Here is a 21,198-nt window from a genome sequence, read left to right as displayed (position 1 = left end):
CGCATGCCCGCCGTCTACGAAGGCGCCGTCCAAGACCTCATCGACGAGCTCGGCAACCTCCCCAGCATCGGCCCTAAATCGGCTCAGCGCCTCGCTTTCCATATTCTGTCCATGGACTCTGCCGACGTCGAGCGACTCGTGGCCGCCCTGCACGCCGTTAAAGCCAAGGTCCGCTTCTGCGAAACCTGCGGCAATATCGCGGAGGCCAGCCAGTGCCCCATCTGCCGGGATCCCCGCCGCGACCAGTCAGTTATCTGCGTGGTGGAAGAGCCCAAAGACGTCGTCGCGGTGGAACGCACCCGCGAGTACCGCGGCCTGTACCACGTGCTCGGCGGGGCGATTAACCCGCTGGCAGGCATCGGCCCGGACGACTTGCGCATGCGCCAGCTCTTCGCCCGCCTAGGTGCGGAAGTACAGGAGGTCATTCTGGCCACCGACCCTGACGTCGAAGGGGAGGCAACCGCCGCTTACCTGACCCGCATGCTCTCCACCATGGAAGTGCCCGTAACCCGCCTGGCCTCCGGCCTGCCCATGGGCAGCGACCTGGAGTACGCCGACGAGGTCACTCTCGGCCGCGCCTTTGAAGGCCGCCGTCGCGTCGACGCCTAAGCAAAGCCCACAGACGCGAGGCGCCCCACAAGCACTTAGGCCACGCGAGTCCCACGGTGCAGCTTGCGCACTGGCGTGCGCAGCGCCCGCGAAGCACCCACCGTCGCCCACAAGCCCAAAAGCAGCAAGATTCCCAGCGTCACAGGCCAAAACCGCAGATGCGGTTCTGCTTCAGCTACCGTAGCCGCCGCAATAGCCTGCACATTCTCCGGATCACAAGGATTCACCACCACCTGCTCCGGATCATGACGGCGCAGATCGTTGACCGTCACGCCAGTTACCGTCAGCGGTGACCAGTTCAACCAAGTAGAACCAGCGGCTGGCCCCGGCGCTCGCAGGGAGATATCACCAAGCGCCACAAAGGGGTTGGCTGTCAACACCCACCAGATGCGGTCCTCGTGCATGATCTGTGAAGTAGTCACCTCAGGATCGGGCAAACACACCTGCCGCTGGCTTGTGGAGTTCGCGTAATCCAGCTTGTAGGTCACCCGCTCCTGCTCACTGCGCACCAGCGGGGAGGATACCGCCATCGTCAAGGGCGTGCCTACCACCAGCACCGCCACCACCAGGTAGGTCAGCACTGTCGACGCCGAAGGCCGCGCCGTCGCCGCCGAGCAGCCCAGGCCCACGGCGCATACTGCCCCCAGGGTTACCACCAGAACCAGCACATGCCCGAGTAAGGCTCGCTTGGACGTGCCTCCGTAGGCCATCAGGGTCACCAGGAAGGGCATCGCTATCGCCAGGAATGCCAGCACCGCCAGCCACGCAGCCACCAACTTGCCCACCACGATCTCGCGGGAACGCAGCGCTGTGGCTTGTAGGAGGGCCAGGGTGGCGTCAGCCCGGTCACCGTTGATGGAGGAGGCGGACAGGGTCGGTGCCACCACCAGGCCAATGCCCAGCACAAAGCACACGATCAGGTCATACAGGGGCGGGGCGAAGTTGGCTGCGCCGTCGTTATAAGCCCAAGCCACGTAGCTCAAGCCCCCGGTCACCAAGATCAGGACAATCGCCCACACCACCAGCATTACCCGCCAACGGGTGGACCTGACGCGTTGGCGGAGTTCCAGCACCGCCACCGTGCGAATCGCTGACAGGCTCATCGGCGCTCCCCCTCAATTGACAGGTAGATCTCTTCCAGGCTGCCGCCCACTGGGCCAAAGGACACTACGTGAACCCCCGCCTCCACGGCCTCACGCAGCAGACGGGAGGCCGTCACATGCTCCGGGACGTCCAGGCGCAGGGAGCCATCCGGCCCGGTGCTGGTCTCAATGTCGAGTGTGGCTGCCCAGGAGTTCAGCCGCTGGGCGTTCAGCGCCTTCATACCCCACTGGGGATGCACCAAGGTGGCCAGATCGTGCTGATTGTGGACTGACTTATTCGGTGGGACTACGGCTACGGCGTCGGAATCCGTGCCGTTATCAGCCTCCTGAACCTCAGGTTTCTCTTTGGCGGGTTGCGGTCTGACTGACTTGCCTTCAGCCATGAAGACCACGCCGTCCACCATCTGCTCCAGTTCGGACAGGATGTGGCTGGAGATCAAGACGGTGACGCCGTCGTCGGCTAGGTCCCGCAGCAGATTGCGCAGGTCGGCGCGTGAGCGGGGGTCCATGCCGGCGGCAGGCTCGTCTAGCAGCAGCACTTTGGGGTTGTGGATCAGGGCGCGAGCCAAGCCCAGGCGTTGTTTCTGCCCGCGGGACAGAACCCGGGCGGTGGTACGGGCCAGCTCGTCCAGGTGGACGGCGGAAAGCATCTCCTCGGCGCGGGCCTTGCCAGCAGTGCGGTCCAGTCCCTGTGCGGCCGCAAAGGTCTGCAGGATCTCGCTGCAGGTCAGGGTGTCCCAGGTGCCAAAGGTGTCAGGCATCCAGCCGACCGTGCGGTGCACGTCGCGGGGCTGGGTGACCGGGTCCAGTCCCGCCACTCTGATCTCACCGGTGTCAGGGGCCAGCAAGGCGGCCAACATCAGCAGCAGGGTGGTCTTTCCGGCCCCATTGGGCCCAACTAGGCCAGTGATGGTGCCTGCAGGCACAGACATGTCCAGCTGCCAGACGGCGCGGGTGGAGCCAAAGAACCTGGTGACTCCGCTGACCTCAATGCTCATTCGGCCATGTTACGAAACTGCGGCCTTTTGTTCATCTCTCAAACCCCGCTGCTTTGGTAGAGGAGGGAATTGTGCGGGAATGCATACCGGTGGTGGATAAGCAGCCTCCGGCCGTATCGCTATGGGAGACTCAACACGCTCGCTGACCGGTCTAGCCGTATGCTGGGCGTGATGTCACGCCGTCGTGGAATCAGTCCGCTACGGCGGGCCTGACCACCCACGGCAGCGCGACGCCAACCGGCCGCCGTCGTGCCCAACGCGCAAACCCCAAGCGCGTGCCTGCCCACGCAATGGGCGCTGCTGCGGCCCTGACCCAGAGGAGCGCAACCAATGGCACTGGTGGTGCAGAAGTACGGCGGCTCGTCTGTGAGCGACATTGAGGCGATGCGGCGCATCGCGAAACGTGTGGTGGCCACCCGCAACGCTGGCAACACCGTCGTCGTGGTGGTCTCCGCCATGGGTGACACCACCGATGAGCTTCTAGACATGGCCGACGCCCTCACCACTGACGCCCCGGGCCGGGAAATGGACATCCTCCTGTCCGCCGGTGAGCGCATCTCCATGGCGCTACTGGCCATGGCTATCAACGAGCTGGGCGTGCCTGCCCGCGCTTATACCGGCGCCCAGGCTGGCGTCCTGACAGACTCCCACTACGGGCGTGCTTCCATCGTGGGCGTGCTGCCTGAGCGCGTGGCCCGCGCCATCCAGATGGGAGCCGTAGCTGTCGTCGCCGGGTTCCAAGGCCTCAACGAGGTGGAGGACGTCACCACCCTGGGGCGCGGTGGCTCAGACACCACCGCCGTGGCCCTGGCCGCCGCCCTAAACGCGGATGTCTGTGAGATCTACACCGACGTCGATGGCCTGTTTTCCGCTGACCCGCGCATCGTCCCCACCGCCCACCGCATTGCGGCGCTCTCCAGCGAGGAGACCCTGGAGTTGGCCGCCAATGGCGCCAAGATCCTGCACCTGCGGGCCGTGGAGTATGCGCGGCGCTTTGGGGTGCCGATTCACGTGCGCTCCTCCTTCTCCGATAAGACCGGCACGTGGATCTACGACGGCTCCCGCGGGGAAGGCTTCACCCTCCCGGCCGTCGCCCAGCGCCTGGATGAGGTGGTTGACGCCGACCCTGAGGCGCATCCCGCTGACTCCCTGCCCCGCCCCGGTGGAGCCCGCCCCCGCCCCCGCCACCTGTCTGCCCTTGGCGTCGCCTCCATGGACGCTGTGACCGGCGCTGTCGTGGCCCCCGAGGGCGCTGAGCAGCCCAATCTCATTAACGTTGACGCCGCCCACCAGACCGCAATCGCCACCCGTGCGGGCGCCCGCGCCCGCAAATCCGCCAAGGAGACCAACGTGGAAGCCCCAGTCATCTCCGGAATCGCCCACGACCGCAGCCAGAACAAGATCACTCTGGTGGGCGTGCCTGACGTGCCTGGCACCGCCGCCCGCATCTTTGCGATCGTGGCCGGTACCGACGCCAATATCGACATGATCGTGCAGGACGTCTCCGCGGAGGGCACAGGCCTTACCAATATCTCTTTCACTTGCCCCGACGGCGATTCTGCCGCCGCCCGCGAGGCCCTGGTGACGGCCCAGGGTGAGCTTGGCTTCAAGTCCCTGCACTTCAACCCGAATATCGGCAAGCTCTCCCTGGTGGGTGCCGGTATGCGTTCCCACCCGGGCGTTTCTGCCCGCCTTTTCTCGGCCCTAAGTGACGCTGGCGTCAACATTCACATGATTTCCACCTCTGAGATTCGCATCTCTGTGGTGGTTGACGACGCCGTCCTGGACGAGGCTGTGCGCGCGGTTCACACTGCCTTTGGCCTGGACGCCGACACCGCTGAAGCCGTCGTCTACGGCGGCACCGGGCGTTAAAGGACGCCGCGGTCCCGCTTGTGGGCACCGCCTAATGCCAGTTATTGCCAGCGCCCACCCCAGATTTTCAAACCTCAGGAGCCATCATGAGCCACAGCCCCGTTAACGAGTACCACGGACCTACCGACGGCGTCGTCGTCGCAGTTGTAGGCGCTACCGGCCAGGTTGGCCGCGTCATGCGCACCATGTTGGAGGAGCGCGACTTCCCCGCCCGCGCCGTGCGTTTCTTCTCTTCCGCCCGCTCTGCCGGGCAGCTTGTGGAGTTCCGGGGCGCCAAGGTTGAGGTGGAGGACGTGGCCACCGCTGACTTTGCTGGCATCGACGTCGCCATCTTCTCCGCCGGGGGCGCCGCCTCCAAGGAGTACGCACCCAAGTTTGCTGTGGCCGGAGCCGTGGTGGTGGACAACTCTTCGGCTTGGCGCAAAGACCCAGAGGTACCCCTGGTGGTTGCTGAGGTCAATCCGGATGCGTTGGCCCACCGCCCCAAGGGCATAATCGCTAACCCTAACTGCACCACCATGGCGATCATGCCGGCGCTGAAGGTGCTGCACGAGGAAGCCGGGCTTAAGCGCCTGGTGGCCTCTACCTACCAGGCAGTATCCGGTTCTGGGCGTGCGGGTGTGGCTGAGTTGGCTAGCCAGGTGCGTGCCGCCGTCGATCAGGATTTTGAGGTCCTAGCGCTGGATGGCCGCGCGGTGACTTTCCCCGAGAAGCAGGTCTATGTGGACACGATTGCGTTCAACGCGGTGGCCTGGGCGGGGGGAGATGCCGGTGATGGCTCGGGGGAGACGGATGAGGAGCAGAAGCTGCGCTATGAGTCCCGCAAGATCCTTGGTATTCCAGGACTGTTGGTCTCTGGCACCTGCGTGCGCATCCCGGTGTTCTCCGGGCATGGTGTGAGCGTTTCTGGGGAGTTTGAGCGGGAGATTAGTGCCGAGCGGGCCATTGAGCTGCTGCGTGCGGCGCCGGGGGTGACCTTTGAACAGGTGCCTAGCCCACTGCGGGCTGCTGGCCGTGATGGCACCTTTGTGGGCCGGGTGCGCGCTGACCAGGCTTATGAGCCGGGGCACGGGATTGCGCTGTTTGCGGTGGGGGACAACCTGCGCAAGGGCGCGGCCCTTAACGCTGTGCAGATCGCGGAGCTACTGGCCGACGAACTGCGCGCCTAAGCAAGAATGCTTCAGACATACTCAACTATGAGTAGCCCGCAGAATGGTCTTGTAAGCAAGTGTGATGCGCAACAAACGCGACCACCACCCTACGTTTATTCAGGAAATTCTCAGGAAAAACTGTAACAGTTGTTGCCCGGCAGGCCTGAGTAAGCTGCCTTAGGCCCGGCTACCGTAATCGTTATGCCTGGCTTGCTTGGAAAGCAATGTCGCGACCATACAAGGAGCCCTTCCCTTTTTCCAAAACGACGATCGGCGACATCGTCAACCGTCGCACCGGCTCTTTCCTCACCGCTATCTTCACGGTAACAGTGCTTGCGCTCGGCGCTCGCACCCCAGTCGCGACAGTGTCAAATAAGTTGGCAAAAAACAGCTACATCTACTCTCGCCTACGACACTTCCCTAGATGTGTCCTAGCAGCAGGCCTCCTACGCTGGTTTCTGCAAACAAAAGAAGGTGAAGGAAGAAGGCGTCCATGCGGAGAACGTTCGAACGCACTTCGTGGCCAACTCCCAGGTTGTGTGGGAAATGGAAATGATGCGTTCTCTCAGTGGAGCTGAGCATTTTGACTACCTTGGTTTCTCCTACGCAACGATCCTGGATGACACCTATGCAACCCTGTTCCCTGCCAAGGCTGGAGGTATGGTCTTCGATTCAACCCTCGTGGCCGACCGGGCATCCTTCACTGTAGGCTTCGATCAGCAGGTGGCACTGGCCACTGAGATCAAAAAGATGATAACGTCAGGCATGGGTTCGGACTACCCCTTCGTGTCGACTTCTAAGCTCATCACACTACCCGGCTGTCTGGATGTCACTCCCGGGAAGGCGGTGGAAGACATTGGCTTGTCAAGCGAAATTCTAACCCAGTTTCTCGTTGGCTCCCTCTACAAAGCCCCAACGGAGCGCAATGAACGCCTTGGGGCAACCGGAAAGGCTAAGAGAGGTGATCAGAAAGATATTGACGTGCTTCTCGTTCTCGCTGGCCTGGTGACTTCCGTAGATAAGATAGCTCCGACAGATGCAGCTCAGCCCGGTTCTAGAAAATCCGGTAATGAGGGTGGGGCTCCCAAGATCGACCCGAGCGGAGAGATTGTCAAGTGCAACTCCTTCCCCAAGAACACTGACATTGCGAATGTCATTGCATGCATCAAAGAGAAGGGCATGCCTGAGTTCTTCGGTTGACCTAAAATCGACAACAAAACTCTCGGTGACTATATTGACTTGTGTTGTACCATCCCGCCTGAGGTACCTTCAAGCATTACCGATTCCCTCCATGTCCTCAACACGACAACGCCAATCCTCGTCATCAGTACTAAGAGTGACCACACTACCGAGTACCTACAATGCCTCGTCGGTCAGTTTGGTAAAGATCGTCTCTTAACCTTCGATGCGCACGGACACTGTCTCTCCTTCGCTGTACCTTTTCCCGCCCCTAGATGCAACGGTCGCTGACTATCTCCTAAAGGCTACTTGCCCGAGGAGGGCGTCGCCGTCATAGATGGAGCAATTAAATGTAAGTCTAATAAGACATCATCTGAACGTTCCTCCTCCATTTTAAAACCAACAACCTCGATAAGGAGAATGACCTCGTGCCCGCAATGATGACTGGCCGTGTCGCTTGGCGCCGACCCTTCGCCGTAATTAGCGCTACACTCATATCCCTGGTATTGTCAGCATGTTCAATTTCGACCACTGAAATAGCAAAACCCAAAGAAACTGGCAAACAACTCGCATCCAGTATAGCGCTCGATGCAGCATGGCAACAGGCCTCCTATGCTGATTTCTATAAGCAGAAGATCGAATGGCGCGCCTGCACATCAGAAGACGGGTTGGACGAAGAAGTCTCCGAGGCCCTCAAGCAAACAGGGGGCGACTCCTCCGCGTTCAAGTGCGGAACGGTAAAAGCGCCTCTGAATTGGGCAGACCCCTCTGACACCAGAACCATTGACCTAGGCGTGATGAGGGTCCCATCTACCGGTGATACCGCCAAAGCGGTCCCGATCTTCACGAACCCTGGCGGACCAGGAGTCAGCGGTATTAAGGATGCGATTCTCATGACGACCAATGCTTCCTTTGGAGAAGTCATGAAAACCCATGAGCTCTGGGGATTTGACCCGCGTGGCATCGGTCGCTCCACCCCAGTCACCTGTGAGTCCAAGTCAAATATCAGCTCAGTCCAGGTTGCCGAATGCGCCAACTCCCATCCGGTTGGGCATTATATGGGTAGTTCCCAAGTCGCCCGTGACCTCGAACTGCTCCGCAACCTTTCAGGTGCTCCCCGTCTCGACTATATCGGCTACTCCTACGGCACGATGCTTGGTGCTACCTACGCGACCCTCTTCCCCGAGAATGCGGGACGCATGATCCTTGATTCAGCTGAGAACTCAAAGTGGGCAACGCTCGAACACAGCTATGATCAACAGGTCGCAATCGCCCGGACAGTTGGTGAGCTGGTGGAGAACTGCTCCTCGTTGACCACCAGCACGGGCGGGTCGGTCAGCTGCCCATTCGCCACTGAACGTGAGATGCTCGACTACAAGAAGTCGCTGAATGACAATCCCATGAAGGCGAGCGACGGTACCGAGATCAATGAGAAGGCCCTTCGTGACTTCCTCCAGGCTGCCCTCTATTCAATACCTGGTGACGCCTTCGACCTCCTCGGTCGCGCCAAGTCCGGTGATCAGCAAGCCATTGATGAGATGGCCACTCAAATTAAGGGCGGAGGAGCCGAAATCGATACAGCCGGACAGCTTGTTTTCTGCCCCTCCGCGCCGAAGACCCCCGACCTTAATGGGCTCATCGCACACATCAAGAAGGTCGGTGTCCCCGAGTACCTTGGTGGCCCTGAACTTACTGATGACCTTCTTTCTGAGTTTACCTCTTTCGATTGTGCACCTCTTCCAGGAACAGGTACTGAACTTACGGATTTCGATGCCTCAAAGACGAAGAATCCTCTCCTTGTCATCGGTATCACTGGCGACCACGCTACCCCTTTCCAGCACGGCAAGGAGCTCGCGAGACAGCTTGGAAACGCCAGTTTTCTTACTCTGAAGGGAATCGGTCACGGAGCCTCCTTTAGCCAACTGTCCACCTGCGTTGACGCAGCTGCAACGGCTTACCTAAATGAAGGTAAGCTCCCAGAGGAGGGAGCAGTCTGTACCCAGGGTAAGTGAGAACTGAGGTCGACGTCTTTTCTCACTTCACCAGACCCAGTGTCTGAGCAAACGAACGGCCGCAGACCAATCAGTCTGCGGCCGTTCATTGTGGCCAGCGCAACATTGAGACGGCCCGCGTGCCTGTAATGAGGGGTAACCCTTAACGGGAGGCTGGACAGGATTTGGGCTGGTTGGAACCTCCTTTAGGGACGCGTGCATTCTCTGGATAGTTTCTCCATCTTGTGCAGGTGGTGTGAGTACTCCCGGTGTGCGGCCCCAATTAACAACATAAGCCGGTCTCGCAGATTGGCTCATATCGTCAGAGCGATCTCAGGGGCGCTCCGTTGCCTGCACCGGCGCAGCTGACAAACTTGGCTGGCTCGGCTGGAATACGGAGCGGGCTTGGCCGGTTGGGGTGGCTGTCACGCAATCGTTCTGAAAGGACAACCCATGGCTACCGTCAACCTCACTGAGGAGAAGTTCAACGAGACCGTTCGCGGCGAGGGCATCACCATCGTCGACTTCTGGGCCACCTGGTGCGGTCCGTGCCAGCGCTTCAGCCCCGTCTTTGAGAAGGCCTCGGAGGCCAACCCGGACATCACTTTCGCCAAGGTGGACACGGAGGCTGAACAAGGCCTAGCCATGGCCCTGGGCGTCTCCTCCATTCCAATGGTCATGGTTTTCCGTGATGACGTACTGGTCTACCGCGAGGCCGGCGCCCTGCCTGCCAAGGCCCTGGATGCGCTGATCACCCAGGTTCGCGAACTCAACATGGATGAGGTCAAGGCCAAGGCTGCTGAACAGCAGGCCTGATGTGGTGGGCGGCCCCGCCGCCTAATCACGACGTCGACGCGCGGCGGTACCTCACACCGTTCTACGCACCAGGGGTAGGTGCCTGGCCGTGAAGGTCACCACCAGGCAGCCGAAGGCCACAATCAAGGCCAGGCGCGGCACCCCAAATATCACCCCAAGCTGCTGCGCCTGGATGCCGCGATTCTTGAGCACCTCCAGGATGTAGGGGTGGAGTAGGTACACGCCAAGCGCGGCGCCGGAGACCTCCCGCACCGCCCGTGAGGCGATCGCGTCGGGCTTCCAACTGCGCCAACTCAAGGCCAAGCAGAACAAGGAGACGGCCTGCAGGACCGTCGTCGGGGAGAAGGGACCAAAAAGCCACTCCACCTTGTAGCTGCTTTGGTGCAGGCAGTACCAGTAGGTGCCGTAGGCGCTGGCGGCGGAGGCTGCCAGGAACACGATCGGCGCCAGGAAGCGCGTGGAAGAGCCGAAGCGCCAATGGTCCAACCAGTAGCCCAGCAGCATGTAACCCACATACTGGGCCTGCGCGGGGGCGAACTTCGCGACGAGCTCGTGCCATAACGCAGATTGCAATGGCACCAGGTTCAAGGCGTGCCAGATCAGCACCACAACGACGAAGGCCGCGACCAGCCAGCGCACTTCAAGGTGTCCTCGGTGCAAGGCCGCGTGGATTGGCGGAACCAACAGGTAAGCCATGATCATCGCCAGCAGCAGCCACAGGTGTTCATAGCCCTTGGCTAGCTGCAGGGCAATGTTGTACTTCGAGTAGTCGCCCTGAGCGTGCACCTTGTAGGCGGCGTAGAAGGCCGACCAGAACAGGTACAGGAACAGCAACCGCCCAATGGTTTGCCACAGCAGACGACGTCGGTCGAGGTCTGGGCCGCGCAGAAGCGTGGCGCCGGAGATCATGAAGAACAGGGGGATGCCTGCGCACTGCAGCGCTGCCCAGACGTCAGCCACAACGAAGGCATGGTCATGCGTAGCCGCGCCTTTGAAGAGTCCCGCATTGGTGTTAGCCATGACCACCATGACGACCGCGAAGATACGCAGCACATCCAGCTCGTGACGGCGCGGCTGGCGCTGGGGCTGCGGCGCGGTGGGCCGCCGGATGAGGATGGTGTTGTCTCTGGTTCTGGTGGTGGTACGGACTGTTTCTCTCAGGGCCATGGTGACATTCAGGGTTATGCGGTTGTGCAGGGACCGCGCTACACGCACAAGGCGTGTGACGGCTGTCACCGACCATACGGAGACTCATCCATGGAGGCAATCAGTTGATGGGCTTTCTGGGGTCAGTCATTCGGCTGGCTTGCGCGGCATGCGGTTTTTACCATCGGACGGTTGTCGGCCTGTACTAGGGGCAAACTTGCTGGGCGTCGTGGACTGGTGGGGGCGCCAACTGCAAGCTCCGAGTGCTGGGAGTGCTCTGACGCCAACCCTAAGAGGCGCCTTGATAAGTTTATCAACAGGCCATGTGCTTGATAAACTTATCAGCATGCGCTCACCGGTGAACTCCCCATTCAGCCCAGGCTCTGACGCCGTGCCGCAGGTGTGGGCTGGCAGGAACGCTCAATTGAATGACTGGCGCACGGTCCTCCAGCCAAGGCGCACAGCGGGAGTTGCGGAGCGAGGACGCACGATCCTTGGGGAAGCTGGCACGGGCAAGTCCGTGCTGGTGCGTCGGATCGCGGCTGAAGCCGCAGAGGCCGGTTCCTGGGTCACGCAGCAGATCAGGGTTCCGCTAGGTGCCGATCCGATCAAACTTGTGGCTGCGCAGCTGCTTGACATAGCTGAGGCCGCAGGCCTGGCGGCGTCCTCGGAGCGACGTATCGGCCAGATGCTAAGTCGAGTGGAGTCCGTGGCAGTCTCTGGGGTGTCCCTGAAAGTCCGTCAGCAGGAAGGGCCTGAGGCCTATCGCTCGCTGACTGACCTGCTGGTTGAGATTGGTTGCCAGGCCATGCGAGAACCTGGACGCATGGTGTTAGTGCACTTGGATGAGGTGCAAAACATTAAGGATGAAGTGGTTCGTTCTCAGCTGCTCATTGCGCTTGGGGACGCCCTAACCCATGAGGAGTCAGCTCAGGCCCCCGGCGGCGTCAGCTTTCAGCGCGCCTTACCAATCGCCGTCTACCTAACGGGATTGCCGGAGTTCTCAGAAATGGCCGGTACTCGCACTGGAGCCACTTTCGCGCGGCGCTTTCAGACCAACACTCTCCAGGCCATTGACGACGACGCCCTCATAGTCGCGCTCCAGGAATTCGTCACCCAAGGCTGGGAGGTGGTTGCTGAAGATAACTCTCACGGAAGAGTCTTCATGGAACCCGAGGCTCAACGGGCCATTGTCGAGCTAGCTCACGGGGAACCCTTCCTATTTCAGCTGGCAGGCGAGCGAGCCTGGTTCGCAGGCTCAGGGCCGGTTATTACTGCAGCTGAAGTGCGAGCTGGGTGGGCGAGCGCTGCCGGGGAGGCGGAGGCACATGTGGTCAGATTGCTGGAGCGACTGCCTGAACGAGAGCGGGACTTCCTTGAAACGATGTCTTCCCTTGAGGCTTCAGAAAGAATGCTGACGAATATTTCCCGCGCAATGGGCTTGAGTCGTCCAGAATCGGCTGGGCCGACCTCTCGGCGCCTAGACATACAGCGCGGCATCATTGAGCGCGGCAAGCCCTACCGGTTCCGCAACCGGGCAATCGAGGCCTACCTGACTAGTAGCTGGCCGCGGCTTCCCTGAAGCTTCACCGGTTGGCGCGCGCGGTGGTGGCCGGTATGGCAGTCATGCTGTAAGCGCACGCTTGTGAAGGCTCTGGAAGTCTGCGCACTTTCGGCTCGCTCAAGGAAGGACTGTTTGCTGGGTGCACGGTCTAAGTGCGTGAAAACGCAGGGTGCGAGGAAGCAGCGGAGTTCAAGCCTCCGTGCGCATCAGCCGCACACCACCCCCAAGCACTGCAGCCACTGCCCAAGCCGCGAGCACTACAGCCGCACGGCTGGTGTGCACGCCGCTGACCCATTCACTGGCCGCCGCCCCGGGGAGCCAGACCACGGCGTAGCCCAGAACTTGCTTGGCTGCCGGAGCCACCACCACCAGGCACAGCGCTGTCACACCGGCCGCGGTGGGTGAACGCAACACCTCGCCAGCCCCCAGCCCCAGCAAAGCAGCCAACCCTAGCCACAGCACCACCCGTGCCAGCACTACCACCTGCCCCGTAAGGCCAGCCGGACAGGCCCAGGCCGCAAGTAACCCCAGCACCAAGGCCACCACCAGCGCGAGCGCACCAGTGACCAATACCCGTGCCGCCCACACGGCTCCCCTCACCGGCAAAACCAACAGACTCATGCGCCCCTGAGCGCAGCTGTGCTCAGCCCCAGAAAGCACCAGTCCCAGTGCTAGAAAGGCCACCTGCGGGAACATCACCCAAGCCCAGGCCGCCTGGCTAAAGCCAAAGTCGACCCCCACAGGCACCTGTTGGCGCACGCTTAAAGACGCCAAAACCGACAGCAGCACCGCCGCCAGACCACACCCCCACGACGCTGGCAGCGTCACCACCTGGCACCACTGCGCAGCCAGCGCCCGATAAGCCGTCACTTTCCAGGGAGCAGCGGGGCCGGACCAGCCACGGCCCCCAACCGGCGCCCCAGGCACACGGTCCGCTCGCCACTGCCCGGCAGCAGCCAGGCCTGCCCCTACTGGCTGACTCGTCCGTGCCGGGTTCATGCCCGCCTCCACACCCAAGCCGCGTAGGCCACCAGTGCCCCAACCACCAGCCATACTCCCTGCACCCCAAAGGCCAGAGCCGAAGAGATGAACGGAGCCGGCCCGGTGCCCGGCCCTCCCGCAGGCGGCCAGCTGTGGGCAATCAGCCGCAATGACGTATAGTCCGGCAACAGTTGCACCACCGCCGAGCCCATCCGGTAGAACAACAGGCTGGGAGAGACCAGCGTGGCCGTCGGAATTAACCAGGCCAAAGGCAGCAGCGAGCCCCGCGACACCGCCGCCAAGGCCACCGCCCACACGGCATTGAGCTCCCACCACCCCAACAGCGCCAGCCAACGCCCCCAGGGGAAAGGAAAAACCTGTGACCAGCTGCCCAGCGCGTGATGGGTCCACGCAAAAGTCAGTCCACTGGCTGCCGCTGCCAGCACAGCCACTAGCCCCAGCACTACCAGCAGCCGCGCCGTCATCCCCAGAACCCGACGAGGCATGACCAGCAAGGTGGTGCTCGCCTGTCGGGAAGAACCCACTGACGGGGCATTAGCCCGATACTCGCTGGCCATCACCCCTGTGCCCAGCATGATCGCCGCAGACGCCCCAAACACCAGGCTGATGAAGCCTGCATCTGGCACAAAGCCCAGCGAATAGGCATCGCTCGCTTCCAACAGCGCCACCAGACCACGAGTCTGGTAAATCTCTAATCCCAGCGGCAACACGATGGCGATCAGTGCCGCAATCCAAGTCGTCGGCAAGGTTAGAGCTTTCAACAGCTCAGCCCGCAGCGCCTTGCCCATCACCGCCCTCCTTTAACCGAGGTGGCGCCAGGCCTGGCGGCTCCGCTGGGCTCGTCGGTAGCACGCAAGCCAGGGGCCTTGCCTGCCGCCAGACCGTGCCCACTGGTCAGCGCGAAGAAGGCTTCCTCCAAGTTGGCGTATCCGGCGGCAACCTCCGCCAAGGTTCCCGCCGCCCGTACGCTCCCCTGCGCGATTACGACGACGTCGTCAGCCACCTCGCTGAGCTCGGAGAGCATATGGCTGGAAACCAACACGGTGCCTCCGGCTGCCGCGCGCTCCCGTAGGAGCGAACGGATCCAAACCATGCCCTCCGGGTCCATGCCGTTGATGGGCTCGTCAAGCACCAGCACCTCAGGTTCACCCAGGAGCGCCGCCGCCAGACCTAGGCGTTGGCTCATCCCCAGAGAAAAAGTACGCACCCGCTGGCGCGCCGCCTGAGCCAGCCCCACCTCCTCCAAGACCTCCGCAACCCGCTGCCGGCCTACCCCCGCCCCGGCTGCCACCCAGCGCAGGTGAGCCCGGGCCGTGCGCGAAGGATGTGCACCCGAGCCGTCTAGCACCGCACCAAGGTGTTGCCACGGATCACTCAGATCCCGGTAGCGACGACCATTGATGAGCGCGATCCCGCCATCAGCCGGGTCTAATCCCAGCAAGCAGCGCAGGGTGGAGGACTTGCCGGCGCCGTTGGGTCCAACAAAGCCAGTGACGCGGCCCGGCCGCGCCTCCAGGCTGACCCCATCGAGTATGGTTTGGCCGCGATAACGCTTGGTGAGCTGTGCTATCTGGATCATGAATCCAGCGTGCTTCGGGCAGTTAGGCCTGCGCCTCGGCCCTGCGGGCGAAGTGCTGCGGCACCTTAGGACTCGGGTCTGTCAGACCCTGGTCTGAGGCCGGCGCCACCCGGTCCCGCTAGCCTGCATATATGCCCAATCGGACCTTGCGCCGCCTGCTCGGCCCCGCCGTCGCTGCCGGGCTGATGCTGCTGCTCAGCGTGGTCGGCTGGCCGCATGCCCCCGGTCCGGTGACGCGGACTATTGCCTGGCTGCTGCTGGCCGCCGTGCTCGTCTGGGGGCAGTGGGCCTGGCGCGGCGAACGCCGCGCGCACGAGGCCGAGCTGGCCCGCGCTGCTGCCCGTACCGCCGTCGCCGAAGAACGCCTGGCCATCGCCCGGGACCTGCACGACCTAGTCTCCGGCGGCCTGGGTGCCATAACCGTGCGCGCCGCGGTTGCCCAACGCCTGGAGGGCGACGCCGCAGGCCTGCGTGCAGCCCTGGCCGACATCGAATCTGCCTCACGCCAGTCCACGGACGCACTGCGGCGGATGCTCGCGGTCCTACGAGGAGAGGCTATTGGAGCGGGCGACGCCGGGGCAGCGGCAGCCTCAGGCACACCAATCAGGCCAGCTGCCGTGGCAGCAGCAGGCGCAGGCCCCAGCTTTAGCGCCGCCCTGCAAGCCGAGCTGACCTGTCTGGAGACCGCCGGTCTAAAGGTGGACTGCACAGTCCAAGGGTCGGTTCCTTCTCCCCTAGAGCCACTTGTGCTTGCGGTAGTCCGGGAAGGCCTGTCCAATGTAGCTCGTCACGCCGGTCCCACCCGAGCTGAAGTAAACGTGCGCCAGGAGGGTGAAATCCTGCAGATCAGCATCGTCGACGAAGGTCCCTCGCCGACCTGGGTAGACCAGCCCGGCGCCGGGCTGGGGCTGCGAGGCCTGGCAGAGCGGGTCGAGGCCCTGGGAGGGCAGTTGGAGTACGGGCCTGCCGGCAGCGGTTTTGCCCTGCTTGCCCGCTGGCGACTTGCGAAGGAGGCCGCATGAGCCAGCCACCGGTCGGCAGGCCAGCAGCCAAGACCAGCTCCCATCCCAACCGCACAGCGCCTATCCGTGTCCTCATCGCGGAGGACCAGGCCCTCCTGCGCTCCTCGCTGGCCGCCCTTATAGGCGCAGAACCCGACCTGGAGGTGGCGGCCCAGGCAGCCGATGGCCTGGAAGCAGTGGAACTTGCGGGCAGCCTACGGCCCGACGTCGTCGTGATGGATGTGCAGATGCCGCGCCTAGACGGCGTGGAGGCCACCAGGCGTATTTGTGCGGATCCGGCGCTTGCGGGCACGCGCGTGCTGGTGTTGACCATGTTTGAGGTGGAGGAGTACGTGCTGGGGGCGCTGCGCGCCGGGGCTAGCGGTTTCTTGCTTAAAGACGCCGCGCCGCAGGCGGTGGTGGATGCTGTGCGCACGGTTCATGCGGGGCAGTCCTTGCTCAGTCCACAGGTGATGGCTCGGTTGTTGGCCCGTGGGGTGCGTGGCTGCGACGGCGGGATGGCTGAGGGGATGGTGGAGCAGGTGGCTAGGTTGACGCCTCGCCAGCGAGAGGTGCTGGTGCTGATCGCCCGGGGCTTGTCCAACCAGCAGATAGAGGCGGAGTTGGCGATAACTCGGGCTACCTGCCGCACGCATATCACGGCTTTGCTGTCTCGCCTGGGTGCGCGGGACCGTGCTCAGTTGGTGGTCGCTGCCTATGAGGCGGGCCTGGTGGTGCCGGGCGGCTGAGGGCTAGGCAGGACAGGAGGTGCTGCGGGCCGGTTGTTGGTGGCAGGCAGCTGAGGGGCTGCTCAAGCTGCTGCAGGCTCTGGCAGGACTGATGACGCCAATGACGCCTAAGGGTGTGTCGCAGCTCGCTTTAGCGTGGGAATACCGGCGCCACCTAGGAGGTTGAGTGCATCAGACTCAAGATTGTCGCGAATGAAGTTGACAAGACCTCACTCAATCACAATCCTGAGTGCATCAGACTCAACCGTCCAACCACCAATTAGGAGCCTCACATGGCACGCGCCGTCGGTATTGACCTCGGAACCACCAACTCCGCCATCGCCGTCCTTGAAGGTGGCGAGCCCACCATCATCCCCAACGCCGAAGGCGGCCGTACCACCCCCTCCGTCGTCGCCTTCTCCAAGTCCGGTGAGGTCCTGGTCGGCGAGGTCGCCAAGCGCCAGGCGGTCACCAACGTTGACCGCACCATCTCCTCCGTCAAGCGCCACATGGGCACCGACTGGTCGGTGGACATCGACGACAAGAAGTACACCGCCCAGGAGATCAGCGCCCGCATCCTGGCCAAGCTCAAGGCCGACGCCGAGGCCTACCTGGGTGAGACCGTCACCAACGCCGTCATCACCGTGCCCGCCTACTTCAACGACGCTGAGCGTCAGGCCACCAAAGAGGCCGGCACCATCGCCGGTCTGACCGTGGACCGCATCGTCAACGAGCCCACCGCCGCAGCCCTGGCCTACGGCCTAGACAAGGGCAAGGAAGACGAGCTCATCCTGGTCTTCGACCTGGGTGGCGGCACCTTCGACGTCTCCCTGCTGGAGGTTGGCAAAGACGAGGACGGCTTCTCCACCATCCAGGTGCGCGCCACCAACGGTGACAACCGCCTAGGCGGCGACGACTGGGACGCCCGCATCGTCGACTGGCTGGTCAAGCAGGTCAAGGACAAGAACGGCGTCGACCTGGCCAAGGACAAGATCGCCATGCAGCGCCTTAAGGACGCTGCCGAGCAGGCCAAGAAGGAGCTCTCCAGCGCGATGAGCACCAATATCAACCTGCAGTACCTCTCCATGAGCGAGGCCGGGCCCGTCCACCTGGACGAGAAGCTCACCCGCGCCCAGTTCGAGGAGATGACCGCCGATCTGCTGGAGCGCACCAAGCTGCCCTTCCACAACGTCATCAAGGACGCCAGCGTCCAGCTCTCTGAGATCGACCACGTGGTCCTAGTCGGTGGCTCCACCCGCATGCCCGCCGTCTCCGACGTCGTGCGTGAACTCACTGGTGGCAAGGAGCCCAACAAGGGAGTCAACCCGGATGAGGTCGTGGCCGTAGGCGCCTCCCTGCAGGCCGGAGTCATCCAGGGTGACCGCAAGGACGTCCTGCTGATTGACGTGACCCCGCTGTCCCTGGGCATTGAGACCAAGGGCGGCGTGATGACCCGCCTCATTGAGCGCAACACGGCCATCCCGACCAAGCGCTCCGAGGTCTTCTCCACCGCCGAGGACAACCAGCCCTCCGTGCTGATCCAGGTCTACCAGGGTGAGCGCGAGTTCGCCCGCGACAACAAGCCCCTGGGCACCTTCGAACTCACCGGCATCGCCCCCGCCCCGCGCGGCATCCCGCAGATCGAGGTCTCCTTCGACATCGACGCTAACGGCATCGTCCACGTCTCCGCCAAGGACCGCGGCACCGGCAAGGAGCAGTCCATGACTATCTCCGGCGGCTCGGCCCTGCCCAAGGAGGACATTGACCGCATGGTCAAGGAGGCCGAGGCCCACGCCGAGGAAGACAAGAAGCGCCGCGAGGACGCAGAGACCCGCAACTCCGCTGAGCAGCAGGCCTACTCCATCGAGAAACTTCTCAAGGACAACAAGGACAAGCTGCCCGAGGACGTCCACACGGAGGTCTCCGGCGCCGTCGACGAGCTGAAGCAGGCCCTGGAGGGCTCCGACATCGAGCCCATCAAGGCCGCCCAGACCAAACTCAACGACGTCGCTCAGAAGATCGGCCAGGCCCTGTACGCTTCCGAGCAGGCCGCCCAGTCTACCCAGGACACGGGCGCCACCGAGGAGGCCCCCAAGGCCGCTGCGGACGATGACATCGTCGACGCCGAGATCATCGAGGACGAGGGCACCAAGTGAGCCAGCACGCCAAAGAGCCCAACGAGGGCGAGGTCGATCCGGACCTCGCGGAGGCAGTGGAATCAGCCTTCGACGGCGTCGACCTAGACGCCGCCGCAGCCAACCCGGTCGCGGGCGGCGAGGACGCGGCGGCCCCGGCAGAACCCAGTGAAGTCGAGGTGGCCCAGGCTGCCGCAGCTCAAGCGACTGAAGACCTAGCGCGAGCCCGGGCGGACCTGTATAACCTCCAGCAGGAGTACCAAGGCTTCGTGCGCCGCTCCCGCGAGGGGGCCCAAGGCCACCGTGAGGCCGGGCAGGCCGCCGTCGTCGAGTCACTGATCCCAGTGCTAGATGAGGTGGCTTTAGCTCGCGAGCACGGGGACCTTACTGGCCCCTTTGAGGCCATGGCCGTCAAACTCGAGTCCATCTTGGGGGAGAAGTACGGTCTACTACGCTTTGGTGAGGTGGGGGAGCTCTTCGATCCGGCCCTACACGAGGCCCTTATGGCCGTGGAGGACGCCGAGGTCGCGGAGCCAACCATCAAACTAGTCCTACAGCCGGGTTACCGGCTGGGGGAAAAGGTGATCCGGGCAGCTCGCGTCCAGGTGGCTAACCCCACCTAAGTCGAACCCCCGGTCACCTGAGCTACCGAAGGTGGCTCAAACTGCACACAGCCGGTGGTGCGGGCGCCTCCGCCCGAGGCACCCGCACCACCGGTGCCACCCGCAGCAGACCAGTACCCCCTGCGGCCAGCCCCGGCACAGCTACCGCGCCGCACAAACGGCAAGCAAAGCAACACCAATTCGCCAGCAGATAGGAGGCGGTGGCCCATGGCCAGCCAGGACTGGATGACCAAGGACTTCTACGCGGTCCTCGGTATCTCCAAGGGCGCCGACGCGGCCGCCATCAAAAAGGCCTATCGCACGCTCGCCAAGAAGTACCACCCGGACCGCAACCCCGGGGATGAAGCTGCCGCCGAGCGCTTCAAGAACATTGGTGAGGCCTACGCTGTCCTGTCCGATGAGGGTGAACGCAAGCAATACGACGCCATCCGCTCTATGGCTGGCGGCGGTGCTCGCTTCACCTCCGGTGCCTCCGGCGCGGGGAGTGCAGGCTTCGAGGACATCTTTTCCTCCATGTTTGGCGGCGCTTCCACCGGTCGCCCCGGCGCCGAGCCAGATATTGACGAACTCCTGCGCATGTTCGGTGGACAGGCCAGCCCCACCCGCAAACACGGCCGCCCCGGCGCCTTCGACTTTGGGGGCTTTGGCGGCTTTGGATCCCGGGGGCGCTCCCAGCGCGGCGCGGATGTAACCACCACCGTCACCCTGCCCCTGCGCGACGCCGTCTCCGGCACAGATGCTGAGCTGACCGCCGATGGTCGCACCACCCGCGTGCGCATCCCCGCGGGCGTAACCGACGGCAAGAAGATCCGCCTGCGCGGCAAAGGCCGTCCCGGCAGTGGTGGCGGCGAGGCCGGGGACATGATCGTCACCATTAAGGTGGCGGAGCATCCCGTCTACGGCTTTGACGGCACCAACCTGACCATGAAGCTGCCGGTCACCCTCTCTGAAGCTGCCCTGGGCGGCGACGTCGAGGTGCCACTTCCCGACGGCGCCACCGCCCGCATGCGCATCAAAGCCGGCACGGCTTCTGGCACCACCATGCGCCTGCGCGGCAAAGGTCCTAAGTCCAAGGGTGGCAAGCCCTGCGATGTGCTGGTGATCCTGGAAGTGGCGGTACCTAAGCGCCTGTCCAAGGAGGCTAAGCAGGCCCTGGAGGCTTTTGATGCCGCAATGGGGGAGTGCGACCTCCGGGCGGCGGTACGTGAGGCAGCCACTAAATGAGGCGCGCCGGCCAGGACCTCGGCTTCCCGGCTGCTGACGCGGCAGAGCGGGCGGTTTACGTGATTTCCGTAGCCGCCGACCTGGCTGGCATGCACCCCCAAACTTTGCGTCAATACGACCGCTTAGGCTTGGTCCGTCCCGCCCGCACCTCGGGCCGGGGCCGCCGCTACTCACATCGCGACGTCGAGCGGCTGCGCCGCGTGCAGGCCTTCAGTCAGGAGGGCATCAACCTGGAGGGCATCCGCCGCATTCTGGAACTGGAACGCCAGGTGGAGCGCCTAGAACGGGAGAATCGTGCCCTGCGGCTGCGTCAGGCTGCCGTGGCGCGCGTCTTTGCTGCCGCTGCCGACGGCGAAGTGCAGCTGGTTACGCGCTCACCTAGAGCTGCCCGCCCAGACAAGAGTGCCCGCGCTTGAACGCTGCCCTGGCAGTTGCTGCCGCGCAGCTGGCCCGCCATGGGGAGAAAAAGCCACTGGC

Annotated in this window: 19 protein-coding genes; 13 read left to right on the top strand and 6 right to left on the bottom strand. The window is 63.3% G+C overall.

The window, feature by feature from the left end:
• Positions 1–3: 3 nt before the first annotated feature.
• Positions 4–609, top strand: a complete 606-nt coding sequence (recR, locus tag DR039_RS06695; RefSeq protein ID WP_111836627.1) for a recombination mediator RecR — start codon at positions 4–6, stop codon at positions 607–609.
• A 35-nt stretch (positions 610–644) separates the two neighbouring features.
• Here recR and DR039_RS06690 read toward each other — a convergent pair whose 3' ends face one another.
• Positions 645–1,712, bottom strand: coding sequence for an ABC transporter permease (locus tag DR039_RS06690; RefSeq protein WP_111836626.1), 1,068 nt, complete (start codon positions 1,710–1,712; stop codon positions 645–647).
• Entirely contained in the window at positions 1,709–2,710 is a 1,002-nt protein-coding gene (locus DR039_RS06685) for an ATP-binding cassette domain-containing protein (RefSeq protein ID WP_111836625.1), read from the bottom strand. The genes DR039_RS06690 and DR039_RS06685 overlap by 4 nt, the downstream gene beginning before the upstream one ends.
• A gap of 330 nt (positions 2,711–3,040) precedes the next feature.
• On the opposite strand from DR039_RS06685, the gene DR039_RS06680 reads away from it, so the two are divergent.
• From DR039_RS06680 to DR039_RS06660, 5 genes are all read left to right on the top strand, one after another.
• Positions 3,041–4,582: an aspartate kinase gene (locus DR039_RS06680; protein WP_111836624.1), complete on the top strand. Its 1,542-nt coding sequence runs from the start codon at positions 3,041–3,043 to the stop codon at positions 4,580–4,582.
• Positions 4,583–4,668: 86 nt separating this feature from the next.
• Positions 4,669–5,751 carry an aspartate-semialdehyde dehydrogenase gene (locus tag DR039_RS06675; protein ID WP_111836623.1) on the top strand — a complete coding sequence of 361 codons (1,083 nt, stop codon included), beginning with the start codon at positions 4,669–4,671 and terminating at the stop codon, positions 5,749–5,751.
• Positions 5,752–6,207: 456 nt separating this feature from the next.
• Entirely contained in the window at positions 6,208–6,933 is a 726-nt protein-coding gene (locus DR039_RS06670; RefSeq protein ID WP_111836622.1) for a hypothetical protein, read from the top strand.
• A 416-nt stretch (positions 6,934–7,349) separates the two neighbouring features.
• Complete coding sequence (locus tag DR039_RS06665) at positions 7,350–8,924, top strand: alpha/beta hydrolase (RefSeq protein WP_111836621.1); 1,575 nt, start codon at positions 7,350–7,352, stop codon at positions 8,922–8,924.
• Between the two features lie 432 nt (positions 8,925–9,356).
• Positions 9,357–9,719, top strand: a complete 363-nt coding sequence (locus DR039_RS06660; RefSeq protein ID WP_111836620.1) for a thioredoxin family protein — start codon at positions 9,357–9,359, stop codon at positions 9,717–9,719.
• A gap of 51 nt (positions 9,720–9,770) precedes the next feature.
• On the opposite strand, the gene DR039_RS06655 is transcribed toward DR039_RS06660, so the two are convergent.
• Positions 9,771–10,886, bottom strand: coding sequence for an acyltransferase (locus tag DR039_RS06655; RefSeq protein WP_126622365.1), 1,116 nt, complete (start codon positions 10,884–10,886; stop codon positions 9,771–9,773).
• Positions 10,887–11,211: 325 nt separating this feature from the next.
• Here DR039_RS06655 and DR039_RS06650 point away from each other — a divergent pair, with 325 nt between their 5' ends.
• The gene (locus DR039_RS06650; protein ID WP_111836684.1) at positions 11,212–12,447 is read left to right on the top strand and encodes an AAA family ATPase; all 1,236 of its coding nucleotides are present in this window, start codon (positions 11,212–11,214) and stop codon (positions 12,445–12,447) included.
• A 171-nt stretch (positions 12,448–12,618) separates the two neighbouring features.
• Here DR039_RS06650 and DR039_RS06645 read toward each other — a convergent pair whose 3' ends face one another.
• From DR039_RS06645 to DR039_RS06635, 3 genes are read right to left on the bottom strand one after another with little or no spacing between them, the layout of a single operon-like run.
• Positions 12,619–13,428 carry a cupin gene (locus DR039_RS06645; protein WP_111836618.1) on the bottom strand — a complete coding sequence of 270 codons (810 nt, stop codon included), beginning with the start codon at positions 13,426–13,428 and terminating at the stop codon, positions 12,619–12,621.
• Positions 13,425–14,219, bottom strand: a complete 795-nt coding sequence (locus tag DR039_RS06640; RefSeq protein ID WP_111836617.1) for a hypothetical protein — start codon at positions 14,217–14,219, stop codon at positions 13,425–13,427. Before DR039_RS06640 ends, DR039_RS06645 begins: the two co-directional genes overlap by 4 nt.
• The gene (locus DR039_RS06635; protein ID WP_111836616.1) at positions 14,219–15,010 is read right to left on the bottom strand and encodes an ABC transporter ATP-binding protein; all 792 of its coding nucleotides are present in this window, start codon (positions 15,008–15,010) and stop codon (positions 14,219–14,221) included. Before DR039_RS06635 ends, DR039_RS06640 begins: the two co-directional genes overlap by 1 nt.
• Positions 15,011–15,141: 131 nt before the next feature.
• Here DR039_RS06635 and DR039_RS06630 point away from each other — a divergent pair, with 131 nt between their 5' ends.
• From DR039_RS06630 to DR039_RS06605, 6 genes are all read left to right on the top strand, one after another.
• A complete protein-coding gene (locus DR039_RS06630; RefSeq protein ID WP_111836615.1) occupies positions 15,142–16,032 on the top strand; it encodes a sensor histidine kinase in 891 nt (296 codons plus the stop codon).
• Entirely contained in the window at positions 16,029–16,760 is a 732-nt protein-coding gene (locus DR039_RS06625; protein ID WP_111836614.1) for a response regulator, read from the top strand. Before DR039_RS06630 ends, DR039_RS06625 begins: the two co-directional genes overlap by 4 nt.
• A 272-nt stretch (positions 16,761–17,032) precedes the next feature.
• Positions 17,033–18,895: a molecular chaperone DnaK gene (gene dnaK / locus DR039_RS06620; protein ID WP_111836613.1), complete on the top strand. Its 1,863-nt coding sequence runs from the start codon at positions 17,033–17,035 to the stop codon at positions 18,893–18,895.
• Entirely contained in the window at positions 18,892–19,497 is a 606-nt protein-coding gene (grpE, locus tag DR039_RS06615; protein WP_111836612.1) for a nucleotide exchange factor GrpE, read from the top strand. Before dnaK ends, grpE begins: the two co-directional genes overlap by 4 nt.
• 207 nt (positions 19,498–19,704) lie before the next feature.
• A complete protein-coding gene (locus tag DR039_RS06610) occupies positions 19,705–20,721 on the top strand; it encodes a DnaJ C-terminal domain-containing protein (RefSeq protein WP_111836611.1) in 1,017 nt (338 codons plus the stop codon).
• Positions 20,718–21,137, top strand: a complete 420-nt coding sequence (locus DR039_RS06605) for a heat shock protein transcriptional repressor HspR (protein ID WP_111836610.1) — start codon at positions 20,718–20,720, stop codon at positions 21,135–21,137. The genes DR039_RS06610 and DR039_RS06605 overlap by 4 nt, the downstream gene beginning before the upstream one ends.
• Positions 21,138–21,198 lie beyond the last annotated feature (61 nt).

The organism is Actinomyces bovis, from assembly GCF_900444995.1.
Taxonomy (GTDB): Bacteria; Actinomycetota; Actinomycetes; order Actinomycetales; family Actinomycetaceae; genus Actinomyces; species Actinomyces bovis.
The sequence above is the reverse complement of the archived record's forward strand: the minus strand, read 5'-3'. Positions and strand labels throughout refer to the sequence as shown.